Annotated in this window: 19 protein-coding genes; 13 read left to right on the forward strand and 6 right to left on the reverse strand. The window is 42.1% G+C overall.

Annotated features, from left to right (window positions below; all coding sequences use genetic code 11):
• The coding region (locus tag H5201_RS18170) for a PepSY-associated TM helix domain-containing protein (protein ID WP_310736950.1) at nt 1-985 on the reverse strand (985 nt) is incomplete at its 3' end.
• A 109-nt stretch (nt 986-1,094) separates the two neighbouring features.
• Entirely contained in the window at nt 1,095-1,958 is an 864-nt protein-coding gene (locus H5201_RS18175; RefSeq protein ID WP_182762249.1) for a cation diffusion facilitator family transporter, read from the reverse strand.
• A 166-nt stretch (nt 1,959-2,124) separates the two neighbouring features.
• Between H5201_RS18175 and H5201_RS18180 the strand changes: the two genes are divergently transcribed.
• The 12 genes from H5201_RS18180 to H5201_RS18235 all read left to right on the forward strand — a co-directional run bounded on the left by H5201_RS18180 (nt 2,125) and on the right by H5201_RS18235 (nt 18,333).
• A complete protein-coding gene (locus tag H5201_RS18180; RefSeq protein WP_182762251.1) occupies nt 2,125-2,505 on the forward strand; it encodes a hypothetical protein in 381 nt (126 codons plus the stop codon).
• 53 nt (nt 2,506-2,558) lie between these two features.
• On the forward strand, nt 2,559-3,818 hold the full coding sequence (locus H5201_RS18185) for a TolC family protein (protein ID WP_182785168.1): 1,260 nt from the start codon (nt 2,559-2,561) through the stop codon (nt 3,816-3,818).
• Entirely contained in the window at nt 3,815-5,035 is a 1,221-nt protein-coding gene (locus H5201_RS18190) for an efflux RND transporter periplasmic adaptor subunit (protein ID WP_182785169.1), read from the forward strand. Before H5201_RS18185 ends, H5201_RS18190 begins: the two co-directional genes overlap by 4 nt.
• A gap of 11 nt (nt 5,036-5,046) precedes the next feature.
• On the forward strand, nt 5,047-8,187 hold the full coding sequence (locus H5201_RS18195) for an efflux RND transporter permease subunit (RefSeq protein WP_182785170.1): 3,141 nt from the start codon (nt 5,047-5,049) through the stop codon (nt 8,185-8,187).
• Between the two features lie 108 nt (nt 8,188-8,295).
• The gene (locus H5201_RS18200; protein WP_182785171.1) at nt 8,296-13,044 is read left to right on the forward strand and encodes a PAS domain-containing protein; all 4,749 of its coding nucleotides are present in this window, start codon (nt 8,296-8,298) and stop codon (nt 13,042-13,044) included.
• Between the two features lie 27 nt (nt 13,045-13,071).
• Entirely contained in the window at nt 13,072-13,563 is a 492-nt protein-coding gene (locus H5201_RS18205) for a GNAT family N-acetyltransferase (RefSeq protein WP_182762259.1), read from the forward strand.
• A gap of 89 nt (nt 13,564-13,652) precedes the next feature.
• Entirely contained in the window at nt 13,653-14,159 is a 507-nt protein-coding gene (locus tag H5201_RS18210) for a hypothetical protein (RefSeq protein WP_182717821.1), read from the forward strand.
• 30 nt (nt 14,160-14,189) lie between these two features.
• Nucleotides 14,190-14,816 carry a superoxide dismutase gene (locus H5201_RS18215; protein WP_149980088.1) on the forward strand — a complete coding sequence of 209 codons (627 nt, stop codon included), beginning with the start codon at nt 14,190-14,192 and terminating at the stop codon, nt 14,814-14,816.
• A 78-nt stretch (nt 14,817-14,894) separates the two neighbouring features.
• Complete coding sequence (locus tag H5201_RS18220) at nt 14,895-16,256, forward strand: DNA-3-methyladenine glycosylase 2 family protein (protein ID WP_182785172.1); 1,362 nt, start codon at nt 14,895-14,897, stop codon at nt 16,254-16,256.
• Complete coding sequence (locus H5201_RS18225; protein WP_149980090.1) at nt 16,253-16,726, forward strand: methylated-DNA--[protein]-cysteine S-methyltransferase; 474 nt, start codon at nt 16,253-16,255, stop codon at nt 16,724-16,726. The genes H5201_RS18220 and H5201_RS18225 overlap by 4 nt, the downstream gene beginning before the upstream one ends.
• Nucleotides 16,727-16,802: 76 nt before the next feature.
• A complete protein-coding gene (locus tag H5201_RS18230; protein ID WP_246175464.1) occupies nt 16,803-17,654 on the forward strand; it encodes an amino acid ABC transporter substrate-binding protein in 852 nt (283 codons plus the stop codon).
• Between the two features lie 88 nt (nt 17,655-17,742).
• The gene (locus tag H5201_RS18235; RefSeq protein WP_145236208.1) at nt 17,743-18,333 is read left to right on the forward strand and encodes a thymidine kinase; all 591 of its coding nucleotides are present in this window, start codon (nt 17,743-17,745) and stop codon (nt 18,331-18,333) included.
• Here the strand turns inward: H5201_RS18235 and ltaE are convergent.
• Both ltaE and rlmF read right to left on the reverse strand, forming a co-directional pair.
• Complete coding sequence (ltaE, locus tag H5201_RS18240; RefSeq protein WP_182739587.1) at nt 18,310-19,323, reverse strand: low-specificity L-threonine aldolase; 1,014 nt, start codon at nt 19,321-19,323, stop codon at nt 18,310-18,312. The genes H5201_RS18235 and ltaE overlap by 24 nt on opposite strands.
• Entirely contained in the window at nt 19,320-20,267 is a 948-nt protein-coding gene (rlmF, locus tag H5201_RS18245) for a 23S rRNA (adenine(1618)-N(6))-methyltransferase RlmF (RefSeq protein WP_182785173.1), read from the reverse strand. Before rlmF ends, ltaE begins: the two co-directional genes overlap by 4 nt.
• Nucleotides 20,268-20,390: 123 nt before the next feature.
• Between rlmF and H5201_RS18250 the strand changes: the two genes are divergently transcribed.
• A complete protein-coding gene (locus tag H5201_RS18250; RefSeq protein ID WP_149980093.1) occupies nt 20,391-21,305 on the forward strand; it encodes an alpha/beta hydrolase in 915 nt (304 codons plus the stop codon).
• Here H5201_RS18250 and H5201_RS18255 read toward each other — a convergent pair.
• Both H5201_RS18255 and H5201_RS18260 read right to left on the reverse strand, forming a co-directional pair.
• On the reverse strand, nt 21,259-22,713 hold the full coding sequence (locus H5201_RS18255; RefSeq protein WP_182717826.1) for a sulfotransferase: 1,455 nt from the start codon (nt 22,711-22,713) through the stop codon (nt 21,259-21,261). The genes H5201_RS18250 and H5201_RS18255 overlap by 47 nt on opposite strands.
• 107 nt (nt 22,714-22,820) lie before the next feature.
• A complete protein-coding gene (locus H5201_RS18260; protein ID WP_182785174.1) occupies nt 22,821-25,397 on the reverse strand; it encodes a TonB-dependent siderophore receptor in 2,577 nt (858 codons plus the stop codon).
• Nucleotides 25,398-25,528 lie beyond the last annotated feature (131 nt).

The raw sequence follows: 25,528 nt of genomic DNA on the forward strand, positions 1-25,528 counted from the left end.
AAAAACCGGCAAAATCGCCAATATGAAATTTGTATTTAAAATTCCACGCGCGAGTTGTGAGGTTGGCTTTTGAGGCATCGTAAGATTGCAGGACTTGACCGGTGTATTGATCGGCCCATACCCAACTATAAGCATGACTTTCATCAGGGTTTCTTACTCTAAGTGCAACTGGGTCGCTGGCTTTTTTAGGCAAATAGATACGAAATAATTCAGCCTCAGGAAATACAGCTAATGCGTTTTGTATAGCCACTGCAAAGTTATCGCCATTGATTATATTTGGCACCTCGAGTTCCGGCGCTTTAGGGCGTGCCTCTACATTATTTTGTGTTACAAACTCAAGCACTGCTTTGGTCTCGTCTTTCCAGTGAAATGCCATACCAGTAAAGGCAATTAAAATAAGAGGGATAAATAGATACATGCCAATCACTGTATGGAGTTGGTAAAGCAAAATACGTAATTTAGCCTTGGGTTTTATTACTAAACGTTTTAGGCGATTTTTAGGTTTAAGCCACATGTATACGCCAACGAATATATTGATAATAAAAATTAACGCACAGATAGAGACCCAATTGCGCAGCGGCTTTTTGCCATCTGTATCTTGGTATAATAGCCAACGATGAACGGCCATGGTAAAGCCATACACTGTACTGTAATAATCATATTTGAGCAGTACTTGTCCGGTATATGGGTTAACGCTGATATAGTTTTTATCAGCAAGCTGGGCTTGCCATGCAACAGTGGGCTGCTGCTCTGGCATAAGTAAAGTGACATTTTGTTTGGAGTGAATAGCCAGCGTATTGATAAGCACCGGATAGGCCAGTGGTGTTGATTGCGGGGTTACTGTCCAATATTGCGGGTTAATGATTTGCTGAATGTCTTTTGCGTAAATTAAAATAGCGCCGGTGATGCTTAAACAGATCAAAAACAGCCCACTAACTAATGTCAGTATTAAATGAGTACGGCGTAACCACAGCTTTAACAACACAGATATCCTATGATATTTATAAAAATAAAGATGCGATGATAAATGAGAACGCGAGCTGTTTTCAATAAAAATCCGATTAAATGCAATTATGAGTTCGCATCATGGTTTGTTATTGTGGCTGTTTATATTCAATAATACATTGCTCAATAGCAAATTCATGGTGTAAATAGTCTTTAATTGCGTCAATATCAAGTGGCTGAGTAGCTATGATCACCAGTTCACAACAGGTCGTTTTCTCATCAATTTGCCAGGCTTTAATGCTGAGTACTTGGCTAATTGTAAAGTGCTTTTGTAACGCATTAGTGATTGCTTCACGATTAAAGTTATTGGGCGCAGCTTGCATAAGAATTTTGCAACTTTCAATCAGTAGTAATACCCCGTGATAAATTACATATGCCGAAATGAATACTGTGGCAATCAAATCAACAATATACCATTGATAGAGAATAATTAAGGTACCAGCCACAATTACCACGATCGAGGCCATAGCATCAGACACATTATGAATAAATGCAGCGCGAATATTCATGCTATTTTTTGCCCCCGCACGAAAGGTCAACACCGCCGTCGCAACATCAATTACTAGTGCTAATGCTGCCACCCACACTACAATCCAGCCATCGATTGGGGTTGGGTTAAAATAGCTGTCAATGGCTTCTAGTATTAAAAATCCACCAATAATGATTAAGGTGCTGCTGTTTAACAATGTGGCTAAAATTTCTGCACGTTTATAACCAAAATGATAGTGCTCGTTAGCGGGTTTATTACCAATTCTACGGGCGATTAATGCGATAAAAATAGCCGCTGCATCACTGAGGTTATGCAGTGCATCGGCAATTAAAGACAGACTGCCAGAGATGAGACCGCCAACAACTTGGGCAATAGTAAGTAGCACATTGATAAAAACAGCGAAGCCTAGCTGGCGATCACTTTGGTCGTCATTGTGATGACTATGAGAATGTTGATGAGCCATATTCAGTATTGCCTAAGTTGTTATTATATTGATACTACAATACTAAATGAGCATTGCTGAATTAGCCAGCGGCATAAAGTTGGCATCTGTCGCGAGCGGTTAAGCACTTCTCAGTAACGAAAAGATGTGTTAAGTTAGCTTGGAAATCGTTCAAAGGATATATTGCTTGAAGCAATTAGTGTTGTTAATCTTAGCGTTTGTACTACTTCAGCCTGTGCTGGATAGTTTTGACGTGGCTGATCATAACACTGCTATTAATGTAACTTCGCAATTATTACATCAACAAAGTCAATTAGACGAACACTGCTCTGTCAATAACGATCATGATATTCATCAACTGCAACATCAGCAATTAAGCCAAGCCTTAGCTGATAACGCCGATGATGCGCATTGTCATGTATGTCATATCCCCGCATTTTTTACTGAGCCGTGGCAGCAGTATGTCAATTTACCAAGCTACGACATTATTAGTTTGAACGCCCCTGCATTTAATTCGCGTCTGCTTATTCCTGATCTACGCCCTCCAATTACTCACTCACTAAGTTAATTTTTAGCTGGCCAACATCATGGTCACCGATTTATTTAGTAAGAGTATATGTTATGAATTTATACAAACCATTTGGGTTTGCTTGTCTGTGTGCGACTGTATTAGCTGCACCACCCGCATTGGCTGCGCCAACGCATAATACCGGCGATTTAACCTGGTTGTTGTTGCAATTAAAACAACACCCAAATTTACAGGCTGATTTTCAGCAGCTGCAAAGTGCCACTGCATCTGTGCGAGCCGCAGGGCAATCTCTATATAATCCAAACCTTGAGTCGAGTATTGAAAAAGAAGGCGATGCTAATAATTTTAGTATTGGGCTGAGCCAAACATTTGATATTAATGATCAACAACAGGCACAACACAGTGCGGCGCAGCTTACATTGGTTGCACAGCAGCAGCGTTTGCAATTAACGTATTTACAATTAGTTGAACAAACCCTGATTGCGCTTATCAATTGGCGCAGTAGTAAAGCAGCTTTTCAGCTAGCGCAACAGCAAGAGCAGCAATTAGAGCGTTTAGTTACCGTGGTTAAGCGCCGTCGAGCGGCCGGAGAAGTCGGGTTGCTGGATGAACAATTAGCATTGTACTCACTATCAGAAATTTTGAATCAAACCGCCCAACAAGCCAGTGCTTATGCAGATGCTAAATTAGCTGTGCAGGCACTGTTACCAACGTGGCACGAAGATGGGCAGCTGACACCTGAACAGTTACTCAGTGGTATTAAACTCACTACAGATACTGAAAATGTGGTCCAACATCCACAACTTTTGCTGGTGAAATCACAATGGCAACAACAGCGTCAGCAAGTAAAGGTGATCAAAGCAGAACGAGCCGTCAAACCAACCATTGGGCTTGTAGCAGGTAAAAATGGTGATGATAACCTTGTCTCTGTGAGTTTTTCTATGCCGCTGAATATAGTGAATAATTTTAGCGATGAATACCAAGCCGCTGAATTTACGGTGATGTCAAAAGAAGCCGAATATCAAGCTTTAAAGCGCACTATGACGTTTCAAGCACAAGCCAGTAAAGAGGTGATGCAAGCGTACGCTCAGCGCGTTAAGCGTTGGCAGTCGATTAACCAAGCAAATGCAGATAGCAGCCTTGCGTTGATAGAGCAACAATGGCAAAGCGGTGATATCAGTACCGCTGAGTACTTAACCATGCGCCAACAGCGTATTTCAGGATTACTTGCTGGCATTGAAATTGTTCAGCAGAGCCAACTGGCGAGTGTGAATTGGTTAACGCAAAGTGGTCAACTTAGCCATTATATTTCTACCTTTACGGATCCCCTAACTGATGGAGCTGCACTATGACGCGCTTAAAAATTATTCTTTCTGCTCTGCTATTTATTTTTAGCAATTTAGGGCAGGCAACCACTGTTGCACAACAAAAGTTTGATGATACAAAAACAGGTCATCAACACAGTGAAGAAGCACCGCACGCTCATACACCAGATGCAGCCCTTGATCATAGTGCTACCACAGCAGTACAACCGAGTGAGAATGTTGCACATGATCAAGCCGGCGGGGTACGTTTAACCCCGACACAAATGCGTTTAGCAAATGTGCAGATCAGCCCATTAGAAAAGTACACTTATCAAGCGCAGTTGTATGCCCCTGGTGAAATCAAAGCTAATGGTTATAGCAGTTATGTGTTGTCGCCACGAGTAGATTCAATTGTGGTGAAACGTCACGCAACCTTAGGACAACATATTCAAGTAGGCGCACCGTTAGTGACTTTATTTAGTGCCGAGGTCGCCAGTGCACAAACCACTTATCGATTAGCTAAAGCACAGTGGCAGCGGGTGCAAAAAATGGGCAAAGGTACGGTGAGCGAAAAACGCTTACTCACAGCCAAGGCAGAATATGAAGTGGCTCACAGTCAACTTGTGGCGTTTGGTTTATCGGCTAAAGCAATTGTGCAAAGTGCGGTAAGCCCAGCCGATAAACTGGGGGAGTACACATTATTTGCTGGTACCTCAGGAGCTGTGCTCAGTGATAATTTTGCACAAGGGCAGCGGGTCGATGCAGGAATTGAACTTATGCTGATTGCTGATGAAAGTCTACTATGGGTTGAAGCGCAATTGTCGGCAAATCAAACCATTAATATTGATACAGGCACAATAGCGCAAGTGAAAGTGAATCAATTCACATACCCAGCCAAGGTGATCCAAGAAGCACACACTATAGATCAGATCACTCGTTCACGGATTGTGCGTTTAAGTGTACAAAACAGCCAGCATCAATTACACCCGGGGATGTTTAGTGACGTGTATTTTGAATTTTCAACTGAGCAACAAGTGTTGGCAGTACCAGAGCAAGCTCTACTTAGGAACCCAGATGGTGATTGGGCGGTATATGTGCAAGATGAAGACGGTGAACTTATAGCAACTGAAATTGAACGTGGCCGGCGGTTTGGTCAGCTTCGTGAAATTAAAGGATTGGCTGAGGGCACTAAAGTCGTTACTCAAGGAGCATTTTTTGTCGCATCAGAACAAGCTAAAGGCGGTTTTGATCCGCACAACCATTAGGAGCTAACACTATGTTTAATAAAATAATAGATAGTGCGATTGCTAATCGACTACTGGTTTTGCTGACTCTTTGTGTATTCATTGTCACCAGTGTTGTGGTGATCCCAAAACTCAACCTTGACGCTTTTCCAGATGTTACCAATGTGCAAGTGGCTGTTAATACCGAAGCACCAGGTTTGGCTGCCGTTGAAGTTGAGCAACTGATCACTTACCCAATTGAAGCGGTCATGTATGCATTACCTGATGTAGAGCAAGTTCGTTCGATTTCTAAAACGGGGCTTTCTGGTGTTACCGTGGTTTTTAAAGAAGGGGTGGATATCTATTTTGCCCGCCAACTGGTATTTGAGCGTTTGCAAGCAGCGAAAGAACTGATCCCGGACGGGATTGGCTTGCCAGAAATGGGCCCGAATACGTCAGGGCTCGGGCAGGTTTACCAATACTTATTAGCGGCATCACCTGAGTCTGGCTTGGATAGTATGGCGCTGCGCAGCTTAAACGATTGGATTGTCAAATTGCTTATTCTACCTGTTGATGGGGTTACCGAAGTACTGTCGTTCGGTGGTGATGTGCGTCAATACCAAGTAAATCTTAACCCAAATAAGTTATTGGCTTATCAGCTCGAACAACAACAAGTGGTAACTGCACTGGAAGAAAACAACACCAATGTAGGTGGCTGGTATATGAACCGCGGCCAAGAGCAGTTAGTTATTCGTGGAACAGGTTGGTTTAATGCCGGCACACTAGGGCTGCAAGAAATAGCACAAACGCCATTGAAAACCATCAATGGCACAGTGATCACCATTGCCGATGTGGCAGAGGTGACGCTTGGCAGTGAAATTCGCCAAGGTGCCGCTACGATGAGTAAAAAAGATGGTCAAGGTAATGTGCAATCATTAGGTGAAGTGGTGACAGGGGTGGTATTAAAACGCATTGGTGCAAATACCAAGCAAACCATTGATGGTATTAGCGCGCGGATTGCGATGATCAATCAAGCACTACCAGAGGGAGTAACGTTTGAACCGTTATATGACCAAGCTGATTTGATCACCAAAGCGGTTGATACTGTGGTGGATGCCTTGCTATTAGCGTTTGTATTTATTGTGGTTGTGCTGGCGTTATTTTTAATGAATTTACGCGCCACATTATTGGTTTTATTGTCTATACCAATCTCCATTAGTATGGCTTTATGTGTCATGTCGTGGTTAGGGCTCTCGGCTAATTTGATGTCACTCGGTGGTATTGCTGTGGCAATTGGTATGCTGGTGGATGGCTCGGTGGTGATGGTGGAAAATATTTTTCGTTACTTAACTAACAATACTCATGCTGATCACTCACCGGCTAAATTGATCACTATGGCGGCTAAAGAAGTTGCCAGGCCGGTATTTTTTGCTGCACTAATTATTTTAGTCGTGTTTATGCCGCTGTTTAGTTTTGAAGGCGTAGAAGCTAAATTATTCCAGCCAATGGCTATAAGTATCATGTTAGCCATTATTTCTGCTGTGATTGTTGCGCTAGTAATCGTGCCAGCAATGGCAGTGTATTTATTTTCTAAAGGTGTCACAGTTAGGCGCAGTGTATTACTTGAACCGTTAGATAAAACTTATCAAACATGTTTACGTTGGGCAATGAACGCACGTAAAACGGTGATCTCGCTGGCGGGAATATTAGTGGTGATTGCTGGTATCTTATTGCCGCAACTAGGCACTGAGTTTGTGCCAGAGCTTGAAGAAGGCACTATTAACTTACGGGTAACACTGGCACCTTCGGCAAGCTTGGATACAGCATTAATGGTCGCTCCTAAGTTGGAAGCGATATTATTGGCCTTTCCTGAAGTTGAGTATGCACTTAGCCGAATTGGTCGCCCAGAAGTCGGGGGGGATCCAGAGCCAGTTAATAATATTGAAATTTACTTAGGTTTAAAGCCGGTGAGTGAATGGCAATCAGCTGCTAATCGTGCACAACTGCAAGTGTTAATGGAACAAAAATTAGCGCAGTTTCCTGGTTTATTGTTTAACTTTTCACAGCCGATAGCCACGCGGGTGGATGAGCTACTCTCAGGGGTGAAAGCGCAACTAGCGATTAAGCTGTTTGGTGCTGATTTAGATGTGTTAGTCGCTAAAGGGCAGCAAATTGAGCAAGCTGTAAAAGGTGTTGCTGGCGCTAAAGATGTGGCAATGGAACAAATTGCTGGTGAAGCACAATTAGTGATAAAACCGAACCGCTTAGCACTTTCTCGCTATGGTTTATCTGTGGGGGATTTAATGTCGATAGTGCAAGATGGCATTGGCGGCACTGCGGCAGGGCAAATTATTAATGCCAATGAGCGGTATGATATTTATGTGCGCATTGGGGCAGAGTTTCGTGACAGTCCTGAAGCCATTGCAGACCTGCGTTTATTATCACCGACAGGTGCCGTGGTTAGGGTTGGGGATGTCGCAACGGTTAATATTGAATCTGGTCCGCCACAAGTGCGTCGTGATGACGTTCAGCGCCGAGTCGTGATCCAAGCCAATGTACAAGGGCGCGATATGGGCTCAGTCGTCGCGGATATTCGCCTTGCCATAGCTGAGCAAGTTGATTTACCGTCAGGTTATAGCATTAGTATTGGCGGTCAATTTGAAAACCAACAACGTGCGCAGCAGCGTTTATCTATCGTGGTGCCTATTTCGCTGGCTTTGATTGCATTACTTTTGTATTTTGCATTTGGCTCAATAGGCCAAGCATTGCTGATTTTAGTCAATGTGCCGTTAGCAGTTATTGGTGGTGTGGTTGCACTTTACGTATCAGGGCAATATTTATCAGTGCCAAGCTCTGTGGGTTTTATTACCTTGTTTGGGGTAGCTGTGCTTAACGGCGTGGTGATGGTTGAGAGTATTAATAATCGCGTTAAAGCGGGAGATAGTCTACAAAGCGCAGCATTTAATGGCGCACTATCTCGGCTGCGACCCGTACTAATGACGGCGTTAACCTCAGCGCTTGGTTTGATACCCATGTTGATATCAACAGGGATCGGCGCTGAAATTCAAAAACCATTAGCAACGGTTATTGTTGGCGGATTATTTACCGCAACCTTTCTTACCTTATTTGTATTGCCGGTACTCTACACTCAATTTAGTCAGCAGTTTTACCGTGTCAATGGGAATAAAAACTAGCTCTACTGCAGTACCTTACACAAGGCGCATAAACTTGCGTCTTGTGCTATTTAGTGCATTAATATAAGTAAGTTTCTAAAACAATAAAAAGTTGATTATGGAAATACAATGCTGAATGGCCTGTTAAAAAATAAAAGCCAATCTATACGGACGAAACTGATTGTTACTTTTATTGTCATTGCGCTAGCACCATTATTTTTAATGTCTTGGTTTAGTCTTCAACATGTAAGCAACTCCCTTGAAAAAAGCGCCCAAACTGAACTTGGTGAATTAAGCAGTATTGGTAAGCAATTTGCGAATATTTGGTTTGCAGATCACATTAAAGACCTATATCTATTAAATGATCAACTAAGTCATAGCCAGCTAAATAAACGGCTACTGATTGATGAGTTTGTTGATCGATATGATTTTGTCAATGAAATTCATATTATCTTCGACCCCTCAAATACCCCAAACCCAGTTAATAACAGTGCGTTTTCAGCCTTAAATCGTGATCAGTTAATTGCGATGCTAGCGGCTATTGAGCAAGGGCAAAAAAGTGTATTTATATCTTCAATGGGGGCTGAAACACATCATTTTGTGGCGTTACCTATGATAGACGAGCAACGCGGACTTTATGCAATAGTATTAGCGAATATAAATTTTCAAGGCTTGCTCGATAATTTAGAACATATTCATAATAATAATGAGGGACTAACTTTCTTTATTGTGAAAGCAGGTGAAATCAAAGGTGCCCAATTGCACCCGAGTGTATTACCAAAAGCTGATTATTTTACTAATGTGGCAAATACTGAACAGGTTTTTACCTATCGAAAAATAGATGACACATTACACTATGCCATTTTAACGGACTTGAATTTTGCAAACGCCACAGGCTGGCAGCTATTGGTTGAAAAGCCTGCAGCCGTTATGTTGCAAGGTGCCAGTGACTATAAGTTTGCAGCTGTGGTTGCTAATGCTTTTGCATTTTTAGTGATCTTAATTCTATCGTGGTGGTTTGGACGACGTTTATCTCGCCCGTTCATTAGCCTTGCCAATGCCAGCGCTGAAATAACCCGAGGTGAGCGCAACAATATTCCTATTCTGGAAGACAGTAGTGAATTACATCAGCTGTCGATTGATCTAGAACACTTAGTCAGTAGTAAGGTACAACAGCAAGAACGGCTAGAGCATCAAAGCACAGCGCTTCAGCTTGCCTTAAAACAGTTAGCGGAACAAAAAAGTGCACTTGATGAACATGCAATTGTTGCTGTGACCGATATCAAGGGCACGATCACCTTTGTTAATAAGAAATTTTGTGAGATCAGCGGTTACAGCGAAAGTGAATTGTTAGGAAAAAACCACCGTATTTTAAACTCTGGGACTCATCCTAAATATTTTTTTAAGGACATGTATAAAGCCGTAACCGCAGGCAATGTATGGCATGCGCAAATCTGTAATCGAGCAAAAAATGGTGACTTTTATTGGGTCGATACTACAGTTGCGCCTTTTTTAGATGAACAGGGCAAGCCCCAAAGTTATATCGCTATTCGCACCGACATCACAGCATTAAAACTACAAGAATTTGAACTCGAACAACACAAAACACAATTACAATTAGTGTTGGACAGCACTGCAGTAGGGATTTGGGACTGGTATGTAGATACTGGCAAAGCATACTTTAATAACCGCTGGGCGAGTATTATCGGTTATAAATTGGAAGAACTACAACCAACTGATTTTAATACATGGAACAAATATACTCATCCAGATGATCTTGTTACTTCAGGGCAGCTTTTAGAGCAGCATTTTGCGGGTGAGAGCGATTATTATGTCTGCGAAGTTCGTATGTTGCATCGTCTCGGACATTGGGTGTGGGTACTGACCACAGGACGTATCGTTGAGCGCAATAGTGATGGCTCTGCAAAACGAATGATAGGTACTCACCTTGATATTACAGAGCGAAAAGAAACAGAAGCACAATTACAATTGAGTCGCGACCGATTTGTGTCTCTGGTCGGCAATATTCCAGGCATTGTGTATCGATGTAAATACGATGCCCAATGGAGCATGCTCTACCTGAGTGAACAAACAAAAGTTATTACCGGCTATGAACCAAATGATTTAGTTGATAATCATAAGCTTAGCTTTGTTGAATTAATTCACCCGGATGATGTTGCTAGCGTGGCTGAGAAAGTGAGAGTCGATATTGATGCTCGTCAGCCATGGTCATTAGAATACCGTTTGGTCGCTTCTGATGGCTGTATTCATTGGGTACATGAAAAAGGTCAAGCAGTGTATGATCAGGCTGGCAACGTATTGTATTTAGATGGTTTTATTCATGATATAACCGAGCGTTATCATACTCAATCGACACTTTATCGCCAACAAAGTTTACTTGAAGCAATGAGTAAACAAGGCCAAATTGGTGCCTGGGAAGTGGATTTAGAAGCACAGACAATGTATTGGTCCGATGAAGTCAAAGCAATTCATGAAGTCGCTGACGACTACCAGCCAGTAATAGGGCAAGCTCTTGATTTTTATAAGCAAGGTGAACATCGTGATAAAATTAGCGAACTGTTTGAAGATGCAGTTATTAATGGTAATAGCTGGGAAATTGAGTTAATCCTTGTCACAGCGTTAGGCAATGAAAGGTGGGTTAAGTCGATAGGGCAAGTTGAATTTAAAAATGAACGTTGCGTGCGTGTGTATGGTTCATTTCAAAATATTGATACTTATAAACATCTCGAATTAGAGAGTAAAAAAGCCAACCAATATAATAAAAACCTAGCGAGTTTAACCGTCTCACCTGAGTTATTGGCAGGTAATTTCGATGTAGTAAAAAATTTAGTGACGCAGTCAATGTGTGATGTACTTGATGTGCAACGCTCAGCAGTGTGGGTGTTTGATGAAGCTAGCGATGAAATGACGTGCGTGAGTTTATTTATCGATGATCAAGGTTTTGTTGAGCAGCCTTTAGTGCTTAAAGCGAGTGAATTTCCCGCTTATTACCAAGCAATATTTGCACAAGGTTTAGTGGCAATTAATGATGTTAATAGCCATCCTGCAACCGCCGAATTGATTGACACTTACACAACACCATTAAATATTAATTCGATGCTCGATGCCGTTATATCTACCGGTGAGGGTATATTAGGAGTGCTCTGTGCGGAAAGTGTCGGTAGCTATCGCTGTTGGAGCCAAAATGAAGAAACCTATTTACGCTCTTTAGCGACCTTAGTGGGCAGCGTGTTAATGTCGCAAAGGCGTAAGCAAACCGCCCAAGAGCTGAAAATTGCATTAGTCAAAGCCAATGCTGCTGCAACAGCAAAAAGTCAATTTTTAGCAACCATGAGTCATGAAATTCGTACCCCAATGAATGGGGTGTTGGGTATGCTTGAGCTGATCGAACTTGAAGCGTTGACCAAGCCGGTGCGAACGAAAGTCGCGATAGCAAAAAATAGCGCGCATTCTTTATTGTCGGTGATCAATGATATTTTAGATTTTTCGAAAGTTGATGCCGGTAAAATCGAGCTAGAAAGTATCAACTTCAATGTCTGTAATTTACTCGGAGAGGTGGCGGAATCTCAAGCCCTTGCGGCGCAAGATAAAGATATCGAAATCATTATTGATTTAGTGGCTGTGACACCGGTGCAATTTAAAGGCGATCCGGGGCGTATTCGCCAAGTGCTGACCAATTTACTGAGTAACGCTGTTAAGTTTACTGCGCAAGGTGAAGTATTGATCCGCGCATCAGTAACTCCTATTGAACAACAATATCAGCTCAGTATTAGTGTAAAAGACTCTGGCATCGGAATTGATCTAACCAAGCAAGAAGATTTATTCAGCCCATTTTCGCAAGTAGATGCCTCGACTACGCGTGAATATGGCGGCACTGGATTAGGTTTGGCGATTAGTAAACAATTGTGTGAGTTAATGGGTGGAGAAGTAACGTTAGTCAGTGAGGTAGGGCATGGTTGTGAGTTTACCGCGACAGTGATGCTAGAGGCGGGAAGTGACACTGAGCGTAGTATACCGACCATAGATATGACCAAGCTCACTATATTGGTGGTTGATGATAACGAAACCAATCGGATTGTGATAAGCCAACAGCTTGCTCATTGGGGTGCAAAAGTTGAGCTTGCTTGTAATGCAGCACAAGCCTTGCAGTTATGTAAAAAGCGCCTTGCAGATAAACTTAATTTGTATGATATTGCCGTGTTGGATATGCAAATGCCAGGAATGGATGGCTTAGCACTGTGTCGAAAATTAAAAGCCGATGATGATTTTAAAGCAATGCCATTAGTAATGATGACCAGTATTGCTGGCATGGAAGGAGTACAACGTTTTAGCGATGCAGGGTTCCAAGCGTATTTTCCAAAACCTATCACTACGGCTGATTTGATCAGTGCCATGGCGGTGATCGCTCATGGTGGTAGCGCCGATTTACCTTTAGTGACATCAAGTTATATATCCTCACTGCGTAGTGATCAGCATAGAGCAAATAGCCATATTTTATTGGTTGAAGACAATCCGATTAACCAGCAAGTATCTAAACTAATGTTAAGTAAACTGAATTTTACCGTAACGCTAGCGGAGAATGGTCAGCAAGCCCTTGATATTTTAGCGAAAGTACCTGCAGAACACTTTAATTTAGTGCTCATGGACTGCCAAATGCCGGTGCTGGATGGATTTGACGCTACTCGCGCAATTCGTGCCGGTGAGGCGGGTGCTAAACATCAACAGATCACAATTATTGCACTCACAGCCAATGCAATGGATGAAGACAAACAGCTGTGTTTAGCGTCTGGAATGGATGACTACTTGGCTAAACCAATTCAACTACAAATATTAAAAGATAAACTAGATCAGTATTAAACAATGCAGTAATAAATAAGAGAGCTTATGACAGACCAAAAAACGATTACCTTAAGAGATGCGCAGCCTTCGGATGCTGCTACTATTTTGCATTTTATTACCGAATTGGCAATTTATGAAAAAGAGCCCGATGCGGTTAAAACCGATGAACAGGCGATTTTAAAAACCCTGTTTAGTGAAGGTGCAACAGCGCATAGTTTGATTTGTTTTGAAGGCGATACGCCAATTGGCTTTGCGGTGTACTTTTACAATTATTCGACTTGGCTTGGCAAGAATGGCTTGTACCTTGAAGACTTATATGTCAGCCCAGATAGCCGAGGTAATGGTGCGGGTAAACTGATTATGCAACATTTGGCACGCCAAGCTATCGCAAAAGATTGTGGCCGTTTTGAATGGGTGGTACTTGACTGGAATCAACCTGCGATCGATTTTTACAATAGTATGGGGGCAGAGCCACAAAATGAGTGGATCATTTATCGGCTTACAGGACAAGCATTAATTGATTTTGTCGAGAAATAAAAATACGTAATATAAATAAAAATCATTTGCATTAAGTTGTTTGGCTGTGTAAATTAATCACATCATTTAATTTTGTGCAGGTGATTTTTATGTCACACCCACAGTTTCACAGCAGCAATAAATTGTCTCAGGTTGAGCAAGTATTAAGTCCTTGGCAAGCCAACATCATTGCTGGAAATACAGCGTTTGAACGCGGTGCTTTAATTGAAGCTCGCGATAAATACACGACAGCACACACCCTCTCAGCTCGTTTATTAAGCCAATTTAGCCAAGCAAAAATATGCCAGTCAGTTATTAGCGCAATTGAACATTGCTGCCCCGCATTCGTTGTTGCCGCTCATAATTTAGCGGATACATATCGAGCCATGAACCAAGCAGAGCAAGCGTGTCAGTGTTTGTGTGATGTGCATATAAGTTTAAGTCATTTGCTCCAGCATCCATGCGATACGGTGCGTACAGTGGTTGTGCACCATCATCACAAAACCTACACAGAGTTAGTACAGTTTGCCAAATTGCACAGTCATTACCCGCAATTAATAGAACAAATCAATCAGACGTTAAGTTACACCCCAGATCAAACTGCCACTGTGCATTGATCACTTATCTTAATCCGACAAGGAACAATTATGGCGTTTACATTACCCCCATTACCATATGAGTACGATGCGTTAGAGCCACATTTAGATGCTAAAACTATGGAGATCCACCATACTTTGCATCATCAAACATATATCAATAAAGCCAATGCGGCACTTGAAAATACCCAGTATAGTGATACTGATGTACATGAGTTACTCGCAAAGATTGACACGTTGCCAACTGAGCTGCAAAAAGTAGTGCAAGAGCATGGTGGCGGACATGCAAACCATTCATTGTTTTGGACAGTAATGAGCCCCAATGGTGGGGATCAGCCAAAAGGGAGCTTATTAGATGCGATCACAGAGCAGCTTGGCGGCTTTGATAACTTTAAAGAGTCATTTACAGCGGCAGCTGTTAGTCGCTTCGGCAGTGGCTGGGCGTGGCTAAGTGTTAATAAAGATAACCAGCTTGTGGTGGAAAGTAGTTTAAATCAAGATAGTCCATTAATGCACGGCAACACGCCGATTTTAGGTTTAGATGTGTGGGAGCACGCCTATTATCTGAAATACCAAAACCGCCGCCCGGAGTATATCGCAGCATTTTATAATGTTATTAATTGGGCTGAAGTTGAGCGTCGTTATTTAGCTGCTACCAGTAAATCAATCAGCGAATAAAGGTTGAGTGCCGAAAATGGCTAGTAAACTGTGTTTTTTCACGTACTCTATTAGCAGATGTATAGTTAAGAGCACCTTATGGATACTAGCCATTGGCAACTTGCCAGACAAAGCCGCGACCATCGTTTTGATGGACTCTTTTTCATCGGTGTTAAAAGCACCGGTATTTATTGTCGGCCAATTTGTCCTGCCCCTACTGCAAAAGAGCAAAACGTAGAGTACTTTCAATATGCGCACAATGCTGCCCAGGCTGGATTTCGCCCGTGCATTCGTTGTCGTCCAGATAGCGCCCCTGGAAGTAGCGCATGGCAAGGAACAAAAACCACAGCGCTGCGAGCCAAACAGCTGATAGACAGTGACTTAACAACGCAACATAGCTGTGAACAGTTAGCTGAGCGACTCGGCGTGAGTAGCCGCTATTTAAGGCAGTTATTTCAGCAACATTTTGGTATCTCAGTAACTCAGTATCGGTTATTTAATCAATGTCATTTTGCTAAAAAACTGCTGCAAGAAACTAATTTATCGGTATCTCAAGTTGCTTTTGCAGCGGGCTTTAATAGTATTCGTCGCTTTAATGATGCGTTTTTACAGCAGTTACATATTTGCCCGTCAAAAATGCGTGGTGAGCGCAGCACAACACGTGCGATGTTGACGCTTAAATTACCTTTTCGGCCCCCTTATAATTGGACTGCGTTACAGCAATTTTTAGCTAAGCGGTTAATTTCACCTCTTGAGTGGCTTGGCGAGACATATTATGGTCGCAGCTTTAAAAATCAGCATTGCCAAGGTCAGTTTACGGCTGAGTTTGTAGAGCACAAACATCACTTTTTAGTCAGCATTGATATTGATCAGCCGCGCTTTTTACAGCCTATTTTAAGTGAAATTCGCAGGGTGCTCGATTTAGATGCCGATACTGCGCAAATCGAACAACACCTAGCAACTCAACTTCAAGGGGCAATTGTGTTAACCCAAGGATTGCGGTTACCGGGTATTTGGTCGGTATTTGAGGCTGGTATTCGTGCGGTACTTGGCCAACAAGTAAGTGTAACTGCCGCGCATAACTTAGTGACTCAGCTGGTGGATGAACTGGGCGAACAAGATGGCGAGCGAGTGTATTTTCCAACCCCTGAGGTAGTGGCAAACAGTGAGCTGGCATTTTTTAAAATGCCTCAAGCGAGAAAGAATGCGCTGCGTAATTTAGCGCAGTTTTGCGCCGATAACCCTGATTGTCATCAGCTTGATCAATGGCTGCCACTCAAAGGGATTGGACCTTGGACAGTAAACTATGCAAAATTACGCGGCCAAAGTCAGCCCGATATTTTTTTAGCGGGAGATTTAGGCGTAAAGAAAGCCCAAGCGGGGGCAAAACCATTTAATGATGAGATGTGCGCGCCATTTCGCTCCTATTTAACCTTTCAACTATGGCAGCAGCTAACATGACTATTATCCAAACCCGCATACCCAGCCCAATTGATGAGATTATTATTCAAGGTAACCAACACGGGGTCAGTTATGTGGGCTTTTATCCAGTTATAGAGTGCTCAGAAACCCCATTTTCAGATGTTGAGCAGCCACATATTTTAAATTGTGCTGCGCAGCTTAATGACTACTTTGCAGGCAAGCGAACAACCTTTGATGTCACTCTAGCCACCCATGGCACTGCTTTTCAACAAGCGGTATGGCAAGCGCTCACCGCGGTGCCATTTGGACAAACACAGAGTTATTCAGATATTGCTCATGCACTCAATAATCCCAAGGCAGTTCGCGCAGTGGGGGCTGCTAATGGTAAAAACCCAATCAGTATTATTGTGCCGTGTCACCGTATTATTGGTGCCAATGGTAAATTGACCGGCTATGCGGGTGGGCTAGAGCGCAAGCAGTGGTTACTTGAGCACGAAGGGATCATCTAAATTTTTTGGTTTAGTTACTAAACAATTCATTTTTTCGGTCTACACTTTAGATGAAACGTCTAGGGAGCAAGATAAAATGAAACAAAATAAACGTGTTAGGGATAATTTATTGGCGTTATTGGTACTCAGTAGCGGGTGTAGTTTGCTATCAACAGCGGCAATTGCTAACTCAACTGAACTAATTTTTTGTTATGAAGATAAAACTGTCGCGCCGATGTTTTTAGCGCAAAGCAATGAAATGTTAGGTACTCAACCAGAAGCATCGCTAGAAATCCTACAAAATCTTGATAATACACTTTCACAACTGTCTATTCGTTATCAGCGTAAAGCTTGGCTAAGTTGTTTAAATGATCTGCGTACAAATAAAGTGAATGCGGTTATTGCTACCTATCGACCTGAACGAACTGAATTTGCCCAATACCCAATGGATGGAACTCAGCAACTGGATCCGCGTTTTGCAGTGAGTGAATTTGGCAGTTGTCTCATCGGCGGAAAAAAATTTCACCAGCAATGGCAAAGCCGCGAAGTATTTCAGACCAGGGCTTTTACATTAGCTATTGCGAACGGTTATGACTTAGGCAAGGTATTACATCAAGAGCCTTTTTTTGTTCAACATACTTCCTCAGTCGAAAAAGCCGTTGAGTTGATCGACCGTGGAGTCGTTGATGCTACGCTTGACGTGTGCCAAGTTGGCGATCGGAAAGTATCAAACTTCCGGTATAAAACAGCCCAAGTACAAGCTATTTATCCTCCACTTGAAAAAGCCCAAGGCTATTTGCTTTTCTCTAAGCAGTTTTATCAACAGCATAAGGCGCTTAGTCAACGTATTTGGCAAACCATCGCTGCACAAGATAATGCCAAGCTGTATGTTGAATATTTAGATAAAACTAATCACGAAGCTAGGGTCGTCAGTAGCAGGCACCGTTGAGTTATCGTTCTATAACACGGGTAAAAAAGGTGATGTTCAATCAAGATTAAGGTAGCATTAGCGCACTTTTTTCAGGGTAGGCATTTTCATGGCTCAGCTGTACTTTTATTATTCTGCAATGAACGCAGGTAAATCTACCACGCTTTTACAATCGGCATTTAACTATCGCGAACGCGGCATGGAGCCCGTTATTTTAACGGCTGCATTGGATGATCGTGCTGGTGTTGGTAAGGTATCTTCTCGAATTGGTTTACAAGCTGATGCACATATTTTTGATGCTGACAAAGATGTTTTTGAACTGATCAAACAGCTTAATAGTGAACAAAAACGTCATTGTGTGCTGGTGGATGAATGTCAATTTTTATCACGTCAGCAAGTAATGCAACTGACCGATGTGGTGGATGAATTAGGCATTCCGGTGTTGTGCTATGGCTTGCGTAATGACTTTAGAGGCGAGTTATTTAGCGGCTCGCAGTACTTACTAGCGTGGGCTGATAAACTGGTTGAACTTAAAACGGTGTGTCATTGCGGTCGCAAAGCGAACCATGTATTGCGTACGGATGAGCAAGGCAAAGCGATTGCCGATGGTAATCAAGTGGAAATTGGCGGCAACGACCGTTATGTGTCGGTGTGCCGCAAACACTATAAAGCTGCGTTAAACATGCAGCGCCGAAGTTAACGCTGCTATAAATTGATCAATATCGGCTCGAGTGATCTGCAAATGAGTTACTAAACGCAAAGTTTTGCTTGGGCTGAATACTATCCCTTGTGCTTTTAGTTGCTGTGCAATGGCATTAATATCAACACTATCAGCAACATTTGCATAGACCATATTGGTTGTATCGCGCGACAAGTCAACGTTAAAGCCTTCAATGGCACTGAGCTGCTGCGCTAAGTAACGCGCATTGCTGTGATCGTCGGCTAAACGGCTAACATTGTGCTCAAGTGCATAGTGGCCAGCGGCTGCCAGCATACCAGCTTGGCGCATAGCGCCGCCAAGTACTTTACGCCAACGCCTTGCTTTATTGATCAGCTCAACAGAGCCAAGTAGTAATGAGCCGACTGGTGCGCCTAAGCCTTTTGATAAGCAAATAGACACGGAGTCAAAGTGTTTGGTTATCTCGGTAATATCTACCTCAAGCGCAACCGCAGCGTTATAAACGCGAGCACCATCCAAATGCAGTGCTAATTGATGGCTGTGAGTGAACTCACGCGCTTGGGCTAAATAACTTAATGGCAGCACTTTACCGCCAATGGTGTTTTCTAAACTGAGTAAGCGGGTATTAGCAAAGTGAAAGTCTTTGGGTTTGATAGCGGCGCGTATTTTGTCAAAGCAGAGGCTGCCATCATTTTCATTCTCGATAGGTTGCGGTTGGATTGATCCAAGCACTGCCGCGCCACCGCCTTCAAATTTATAATTGTGTGCATTTTGCCCACAAATATATTCATCACCACGTTCGCAATGAGCCATTAACGCTAATAAGTTTGCTTGGGTGCCGGAGCTACAAAACAATGCACTGGCAAAGCCATGACGCTGTGCTGCAACGCTTTCTAATTTATTAATACTGGGATCATCACCATATACATCATCACCTAAAGGGGCGTTGAACATAATTTCGCGCATTTTAGCGCAGGGCTTAGTGACAGTATCAGAACGAAAATCAATCATGATATCTCCGGTTGTGTAAATTGCTGGCTGATCTCTTGGCGAGTTTGTTGATCAAAATAACTCCACGCAATAAAGCGACTCACTTTTTGCCCTTGCGCCATTTCAATGATTTTAACTTCAGCCACAGGGTGTGTTTTTAATTGTGCTTGTAACGTGGCTAAGTTTTCTTTTTTTGAAACTAAAGAGGTAAACCACATACACTGCTCAGCAAATAGGGCACTTTCATCGATCATGGTACAAATGAATTGCGCTTCGCCACCTTCACACCAAAGCTCATTATGTTGCCCGCCAAAATTTAAAGCCGATTTAGGGGCTTTGCCTAAGTTTTTCCATTTCCGCTCGCTACTTTGAGCTGCTTGTTGTTCACTGGCATGAAAAGGAGGGTTACACAATGTAATATGAAAAAGCTCTTTTGCATTTATTACCCCCTGAAAAATATGCTGCGACTGCTTTTGTAGCTTGACGGTAATTTTGCGATTATTAAATTGTACGATTTGTTTGGCTAATTTTACAGCGCTCGGATCTATATCTGAGCCTGTGACGCTCCAGTTATATTCATGGCTTGCTAGTAACGGGTAAATTATGTTCGCACCAGTACCTATATCCAGCACTTTAACTTGTCTGCCTTGAGGTATAACGCCTTGATTATCGTTTGCTAGTAAATCGGCTAAGTAGTGAATGTAATCAACGCGTCCTGGAATCGGTGGGCAAAGGTTGTGTTCAGGTATATCCCAAAAATCAACGTTATAGTACGCTTGCAAAAGTGCTTGATTAAGCGTTTTTACTGCTTTGTTATCACTAAAATCAATACTTTTAGTACCATTGGGAGTAAGCACGATATATGGTTTTAAAGTGGGCACTTTAATACTTAGGTAGTCTAAATCATAGCCTTTGTTATGGCGATTTCGAGGGTGTAGTTTTGATTTTAATGGTGTTGATTTCATAACAAATAATTAGCTTAACAAACAAAAAAGTTATTTTACCAGAGAAACACATTGACGTGTGATCTTGTTTAAATTACTGGTAGGATGAGTTGCGGTTCATAACAATGACAACAAGGAACTGAAATGGCGATCGTACAAGAATCAGTATTTATTAAACTAACTGAGCTACAAACATTACATTTGCGCCGCATAGCAGATAACAGCAAAGCCGCTGGGCCAGCTGTGTTGTTTATGCATGGTGCTGTTGAAAACGGTAAAATATTTTATACGCATTCAAATAAGGGTTTAGCACCTTTTTTAGCTGAGCAAGGATATGTGTGTTATGTGGCTGATCTACGAGGTCGTGGTGGTAGCAAACCGGCTATCTCAAAGCATGCTCACTATGGCCAAACCGAAGCTATTATTGAAGATATTCCCGCTTTTATTGCTAAAATTACCGAGCGTGAAGGTAGACCACCAGCGTATTGGGTAGCCCATTCCTGGGGTGGTGTATTAATGAACAGTGTGTTTGCGCGTTTCCCACAGTATATCAATGATGTAAAAGCATGTGCTTACTTTGGTACTAAACGCTCGCTTTATAATCATCATCCACAAAAATACCTTCAAGGAAATTTGATTTGGTATTTTTTAGCGCCAATACTGGCTAAAAAACATGGTTATTTACCCGCCAAAAGACTCAAGTGGGGCAGTGATGATGAAACTAAAAAGTCGCATTATCAAAGTATGCAATGGGCTAAACGTAAACCATGGTTAGATAGCGACGACGGGTTTGATTACGCTCAAGCTGTGGCTGGCTTAAGTTTGCCACCGACCTTACACATAGGGGGGGTGAAAGACAAAGCGCTTGCACAACAAATTGATATTGAAAAATTTATTGCCGAGTCAGGTACTGGTATTCAACACCTGCAAATGTACGGGAAAAAACACGGCCATCAATATGATTACGATCATATTAATATGTTAACGCACGCCAGTGCTAAAGCAGATCAATTTAAGGATCTAGTGACGTGGTTTGAGCGTCATTCAGCAACGCCCTGAGTGGCGTTTCAAAACGTTTCCAGTGTTCTATTGCACGGTTATGTAGCGGTTTTCGTACTGCGGCTTTGCTAAGCGTGGTAACTGGTTTTTTTGATTTATAAAAGTCTAAACATTGTGCTTCAAATGCGGTACCTAAAAATGTAAATACGCTTTTTAACGTATCGCGCGGCTCGCTGATCAGTTGCTCATAATGAACATCTAAGATAGCCGAAGGTATTGCTTGTTGCCAATGCGTCATCAAACCTTGGTATAAATCATAGTAACGTTTAAATTCAGGTAATGAGCAAAAATAAGGTTCATTTTCTGCAAAGTAATTACTATAAACGGACCAAGCTGTGGCATTAAAATCGCGCTGCAAGTTAATAAACTTAGCATTTGGAAACAATAAATAGATAAGCCCTAACGATTGATAATTCGCGGGCAATTTGTTGATCATAAACGCGCGAATAGGTTTAGCTTGTTTTAACCGTGCGGTATAAAGAGCCCGCGCTTGCTCAATCAGTTGCGGTGTTAGTGCGCTAATACATTCAGGGTAGGGCAACTTGGTTTGTTGCTCTATGAATGCAACAATTTGCGAGCTAATACAGCGATCTTCCCCAAGGCTTGCAAATTCACTATGTGAAGCTAACATTTGTTCTAATAATGTTGAGCCACTGCGTGGCATGCCAATAATAAAAACGGGCGTAACAGTACCAGTAAATCCAGGCTTGATAGTGGCAAATAAACTTTTTGGATTATAACGCATAATACTTTGATAAAACGGCGTTAATTGTTCAGTGTTGAAGCTACTCAATTGCAGCTGCAATTTATTGGCTAGTTTATAATAATTTACAGCTTGTTCTATATCATTGAGTTGATCATAACTTTTTGCCAAGGCGTAATAACAAACCATTTTTAAACGTAAATTATTGGTTTGTGTGAGTAAATGATGCAAGTTACTGATGTAGTTATGCTGTTGATCAAAGCGGCCAAGTTGTACCAGTTCAAATAAAATATAAGCAGTGACAGGATATAAACCAATACTTAGTGCTTGTGCAAAGGTGGTGTGTGCTTTATCTAATTCGCCATGGGTTAAATAATGTTGTGCGAGATAATAGTGTGGCTCTGGGTTATGACTAGCAATGCTTTTTGCGTACTCCAGTACGGTTAATGCATCATTTGGCGAATTAACGCCATTAAATGCATCCGCTAACGCGTGCAGTGGCTCCAACATATTAGGCAGACGTTCACAGCTTCTTTGTAATAAATAAACTGCAGCATCAAAGCGCTCTAAGCGCAGGGCAATACGTCCCAAACCAAATAGTGCCTCGCCATTTTGGGGATCACTTTCAAGCAAGGTTTTATAGTGAAACTCCGCTTCTTGGAGTTTGTTTTCGGCAAGTAGTTGGTTAGCTTTTTTTAGCAACATGCATCACTTTTTTTATTTTTTAGTTACTAGATTTATTATTTGGGTATAGCACGAAAAAGGCGAAATGTCTTGAGCATTTCGCCTATCTTTTCAACGCTTAATTATGATCAAAACGTATAAGTTGCTTTGACATAATAGAAGCCGCCGTTAATACCATATGGCGAAGTTTCATAGTATTTACCACCCCAGTTATTATTAGGTGCCACGGTAAAATCAAGTTTCTCTGCTTCTTGGTCGAGCAGGTTTTGTGCGCCGACTGAGAAACTAATCGAATCATTCAAAAAGTAAGTTACTTCAGCGTCTAGCGTAATTGCCGCATCTGCTGTTTTTGCTGTTTCGTCATAATCTACATGCACACCCTGGTATTCACCAAAATAATTTGCACGAGTAAACATTGAGAAACTTTCCCATTGTTGTGACCAACTAAGCGTACCACGGTGGTTTGGTAAGTCATTCTCTAAACGGCTTACTTTAAACGGCCCAGTAATATCAGTTGAACGGGTAACCTCAGTTTCATTCCAGTTGTAGGCTAAACTAAATGTTGAGCTACCGCCGAGTAAATCTGTGGCATAGTTTGCTACAAAGTCTATACCTTGAGTGGTGGTATCAAAGTCATTAGTAAAGAAGCTTACTTGCGCTAAGCTTTGCACGTTTGGCACACCAGCGGCTTCAAGCGTATCTTTATCAGCTTGGCTCAGCTCGATTTTTTCAGATTGACTAATACGGTCATCAACTTGAATATTATAATAATCAATAGTTAGGAATACTTCACCGATGGTGTATACCGCGCCAAAGGTATAACTTTGCGACTCTTCAGGCTCAAGCTCTGTACCGCCTAACTGTACTGCAATTGGATTGGTCGGTGGTAGTAAAGCGGAGTCAACCAGTACACCACTGCTTAGATTAGTTTGTACGTTACTGACGTTGGCTTGACCAACAGTCGGTGCGCGAAAGCCGGAGCTGATTGAACCACGCACGTTTAAATCATCGGTTAAGTGATATTGAGCCATTAATTTATAATTAACCGTAGAGCCAAAGGTATCATAATCTTCATAACGCAGCGCTAGACCCATTAAAAACTCTTCGGTAAATGGGGCTTCAATATCGACATAAGCGGCGTAGTTACGACGAGTATATTCACCAGCGTCAGATGGTTTAAAGCCTGGGAAACCATTTGAACCAATACCAAAGCCTTGCTCCGTTAGTGGGCCTGCTGTAAATGATGCTACATCACCAGAGGTAACTGTAAATGTTTCCTCGTGCCATTCAAGGCCACCGGCTATGTTCACATCGTATGCTAGATCAAAATCAAAGCCTTTAGATAAATCAAAATTAAAGTTTTTCTCTAATTGTGAGTATTTACCTGGGCTAAAATCACGCGGACTATCAGGACCTAATGACGCATTAATAGTGTCGTAGATAAAGTAACGAGATTCATTAAAGCCGACCGTACCACTTAAATCGTAGTATGCACCTTCTAACATACCACCAGTGAACTCGCCTTTAGTTCCTATCGTAAGCGAGGTATCTGTGATGTTACCGCCAAAATTAGGTGTAAAACCACCAGGTAAAATTTCATTGAAGGCAAAACAGTCTGGATTATTAGCTACTTGGTTGATGTAAACTGGATTATCTAATACGTTGTCATCAATCATGATGTTAGTAGGGCAGTTACCACTCATATCGCCAGTTAAATCGCCAACTAATAATGTTTCACCACCATCGTTTGAATAGGCCCCAGGGCGAGTGTGAGGATTACGATAATAAAAACCACCGCGTACATCACGCTCTGAATAGTTACCAAACATATAAAATTCGGAGTTTTTAGTCAGCTCAAGGCCGACATTACCAAAAATAGAGATATCGTCATCAACTTCTGGTGCGCCCCATACCTGTGTGATCGGAGCAATGTCAGGAACACCAGCTGCGATAAGGGCCGTAGCATCGGCACGTTGTACAGAGCGGCTAGTAGCGTCAGCCGTTTTGTATTGGAAACTTAAATTTGCGAAGCCATTGTCGGTAAATGGTAGACCAATGTTACCGGAAATCTGTGTTGTATCACCGTCGCCTTCATAGTACTGACCTTGGCGTACTTCGAAACTGCCGCCTTCTGAGGCATCTTTTAGTACAAAGTTGATAACCCCTGCAATCGCATCTGAGCCGTACTGAGCGGCTGCGCCATCTCTTAGTACTTCAACTTGTTTTAGGGCGATACTTGGAATAACTGAAATGTCTGCGCCTTGCGCACCATCATTTATGCCGCCACCTAAAAAGGCAATAACAGAGGCACGATGACGACGTTTACCATTGAGTAATATCAATGTACTGTCAGAAGGTAGGCCACGTAAGTTCGCAGGGCGAACTAAAGATGCCGCATCACTAATAGGCATTGAATGCACGTTTAATGATGGAATTGCGCCTTTTAATAGCTCGAGCATATCCGTATTACCTGATTTACCAAGTTCTTCACCACCGATGATATCGATAGGTACTGGTGAATCACCAATAGAACGCGGTGCAGAGCGAGTTCCCACTACGGCAATTTTTTCTACATTTTTATTTACTTTAGTGACTTCAGCTTGCTCATCTGCTGCTAAGGCAGATCCTGAAATAAATAAGCCTGCGGTAGTTGTTGTTAATGCAAGTTTAACGGCATGATTTAATAAATTATTTTTAAATTTCATTCTAATTTCCCCAGTTAGAATTATTGTAATTTCGTAACTATATGATTTTTAAAAAGCCAAATAGTCTATTAAAGTTATACAACTTGTTAAATAATTGTGCAAGGTGTTAAATAGTTTGGGTTTTTTTATGT

Origin of the sequence: Pseudoalteromonas sp. SG43-6, assembly GCF_014164365.1 — a bacterium.
GTDB lineage: Bacteria > Pseudomonadota > Gammaproteobacteria > Enterobacterales > Alteromonadaceae > Pseudoalteromonas > Pseudoalteromonas rhizosphaerae.

Excerpts from the sequence above, each read along its gene's own strand:
- H5201_RS18175 (WP_182762249.1), bottom strand. The coding sequence starts at position 1,958 with ATGGCTCATCAACATTCTCATAGTCATCACAATGACGACCAAAGTGAT.
- H5201_RS18185 (WP_182785168.1), top strand. The coding sequence starts at position 2,559 with ATGAATTTATACAAACCATTTGGGTTTGCTTGTCTGTGTGCGACTGTA.
- H5201_RS18190 (WP_182785169.1), top strand. The coding sequence starts at position 3,815 with ATGACGCGCTTAAAAATTATTCTTTCTGCTCTGCTATTTATTTTTAGC.
- H5201_RS18195 (WP_182785170.1), top strand. The coding sequence starts at position 5,047 with ATGTTTAATAAAATAATAGATAGTGCGATTGCTAATCGACTACTGGTT.
- H5201_RS18200 (WP_182785171.1), top strand. The coding sequence starts at position 8,296 with ATGCTGAATGGCCTGTTAAAAAATAAAAGCCAATCTATACGGACGAAA.
- H5201_RS18205 (WP_182762259.1), top strand. The coding sequence starts at position 13,072 with ATGACAGACCAAAAAACGATTACCTTAAGAGATGCGCAGCCTTCGGAT.
- H5201_RS18210 (WP_182717821.1), top strand. The coding sequence starts at position 13,653 with ATGTCACACCCACAGTTTCACAGCAGCAATAAATTGTCTCAGGTTGAG.
- H5201_RS18215 (WP_149980088.1), top strand. The coding sequence starts at position 14,190 with ATGGCGTTTACATTACCCCCATTACCATATGAGTACGATGCGTTAGAG.
- H5201_RS18220 (WP_182785172.1), top strand. The coding sequence starts at position 14,895 with ATGGATACTAGCCATTGGCAACTTGCCAGACAAAGCCGCGACCATCGT.
- H5201_RS18225 (WP_149980090.1), top strand. The coding sequence starts at position 16,253 with ATGACTATTATCCAAACCCGCATACCCAGCCCAATTGATGAGATTATT.
- H5201_RS18230 (WP_246175464.1), top strand. The coding sequence starts at position 16,803 with ATGAAACAAAATAAACGTGTTAGGGATAATTTATTGGCGTTATTGGTA.
- H5201_RS18235 (WP_145236208.1), top strand. The coding sequence starts at position 17,743 with ATGGCTCAGCTGTACTTTTATTATTCTGCAATGAACGCAGGTAAATCT.
- ltaE (WP_182739587.1), bottom strand. The coding sequence starts at position 19,323 with ATGATTGATTTTCGTTCTGATACTGTCACTAAGCCCTGCGCTAAAATG.
- rlmF (WP_182785173.1), bottom strand. The coding sequence starts at position 20,267 with ATGAAATCAACACCATTAAAATCAAAACTACACCCTCGAAATCGCCAT.
- H5201_RS18250 (WP_149980093.1), top strand. The coding sequence starts at position 20,391 with ATGGCGATCGTACAAGAATCAGTATTTATTAAACTAACTGAGCTACAA.
- H5201_RS18255 (WP_182717826.1), bottom strand. The coding sequence starts at position 22,713 with ATGTTGCTAAAAAAAGCTAACCAACTACTTGCCGAAAACAAACTCCAA.
- H5201_RS18260 (WP_182785174.1), bottom strand. The coding sequence starts at position 25,397 with ATGAAATTTAAAAATAATTTATTAAATCATGCCGTTAAACTTGCATTA.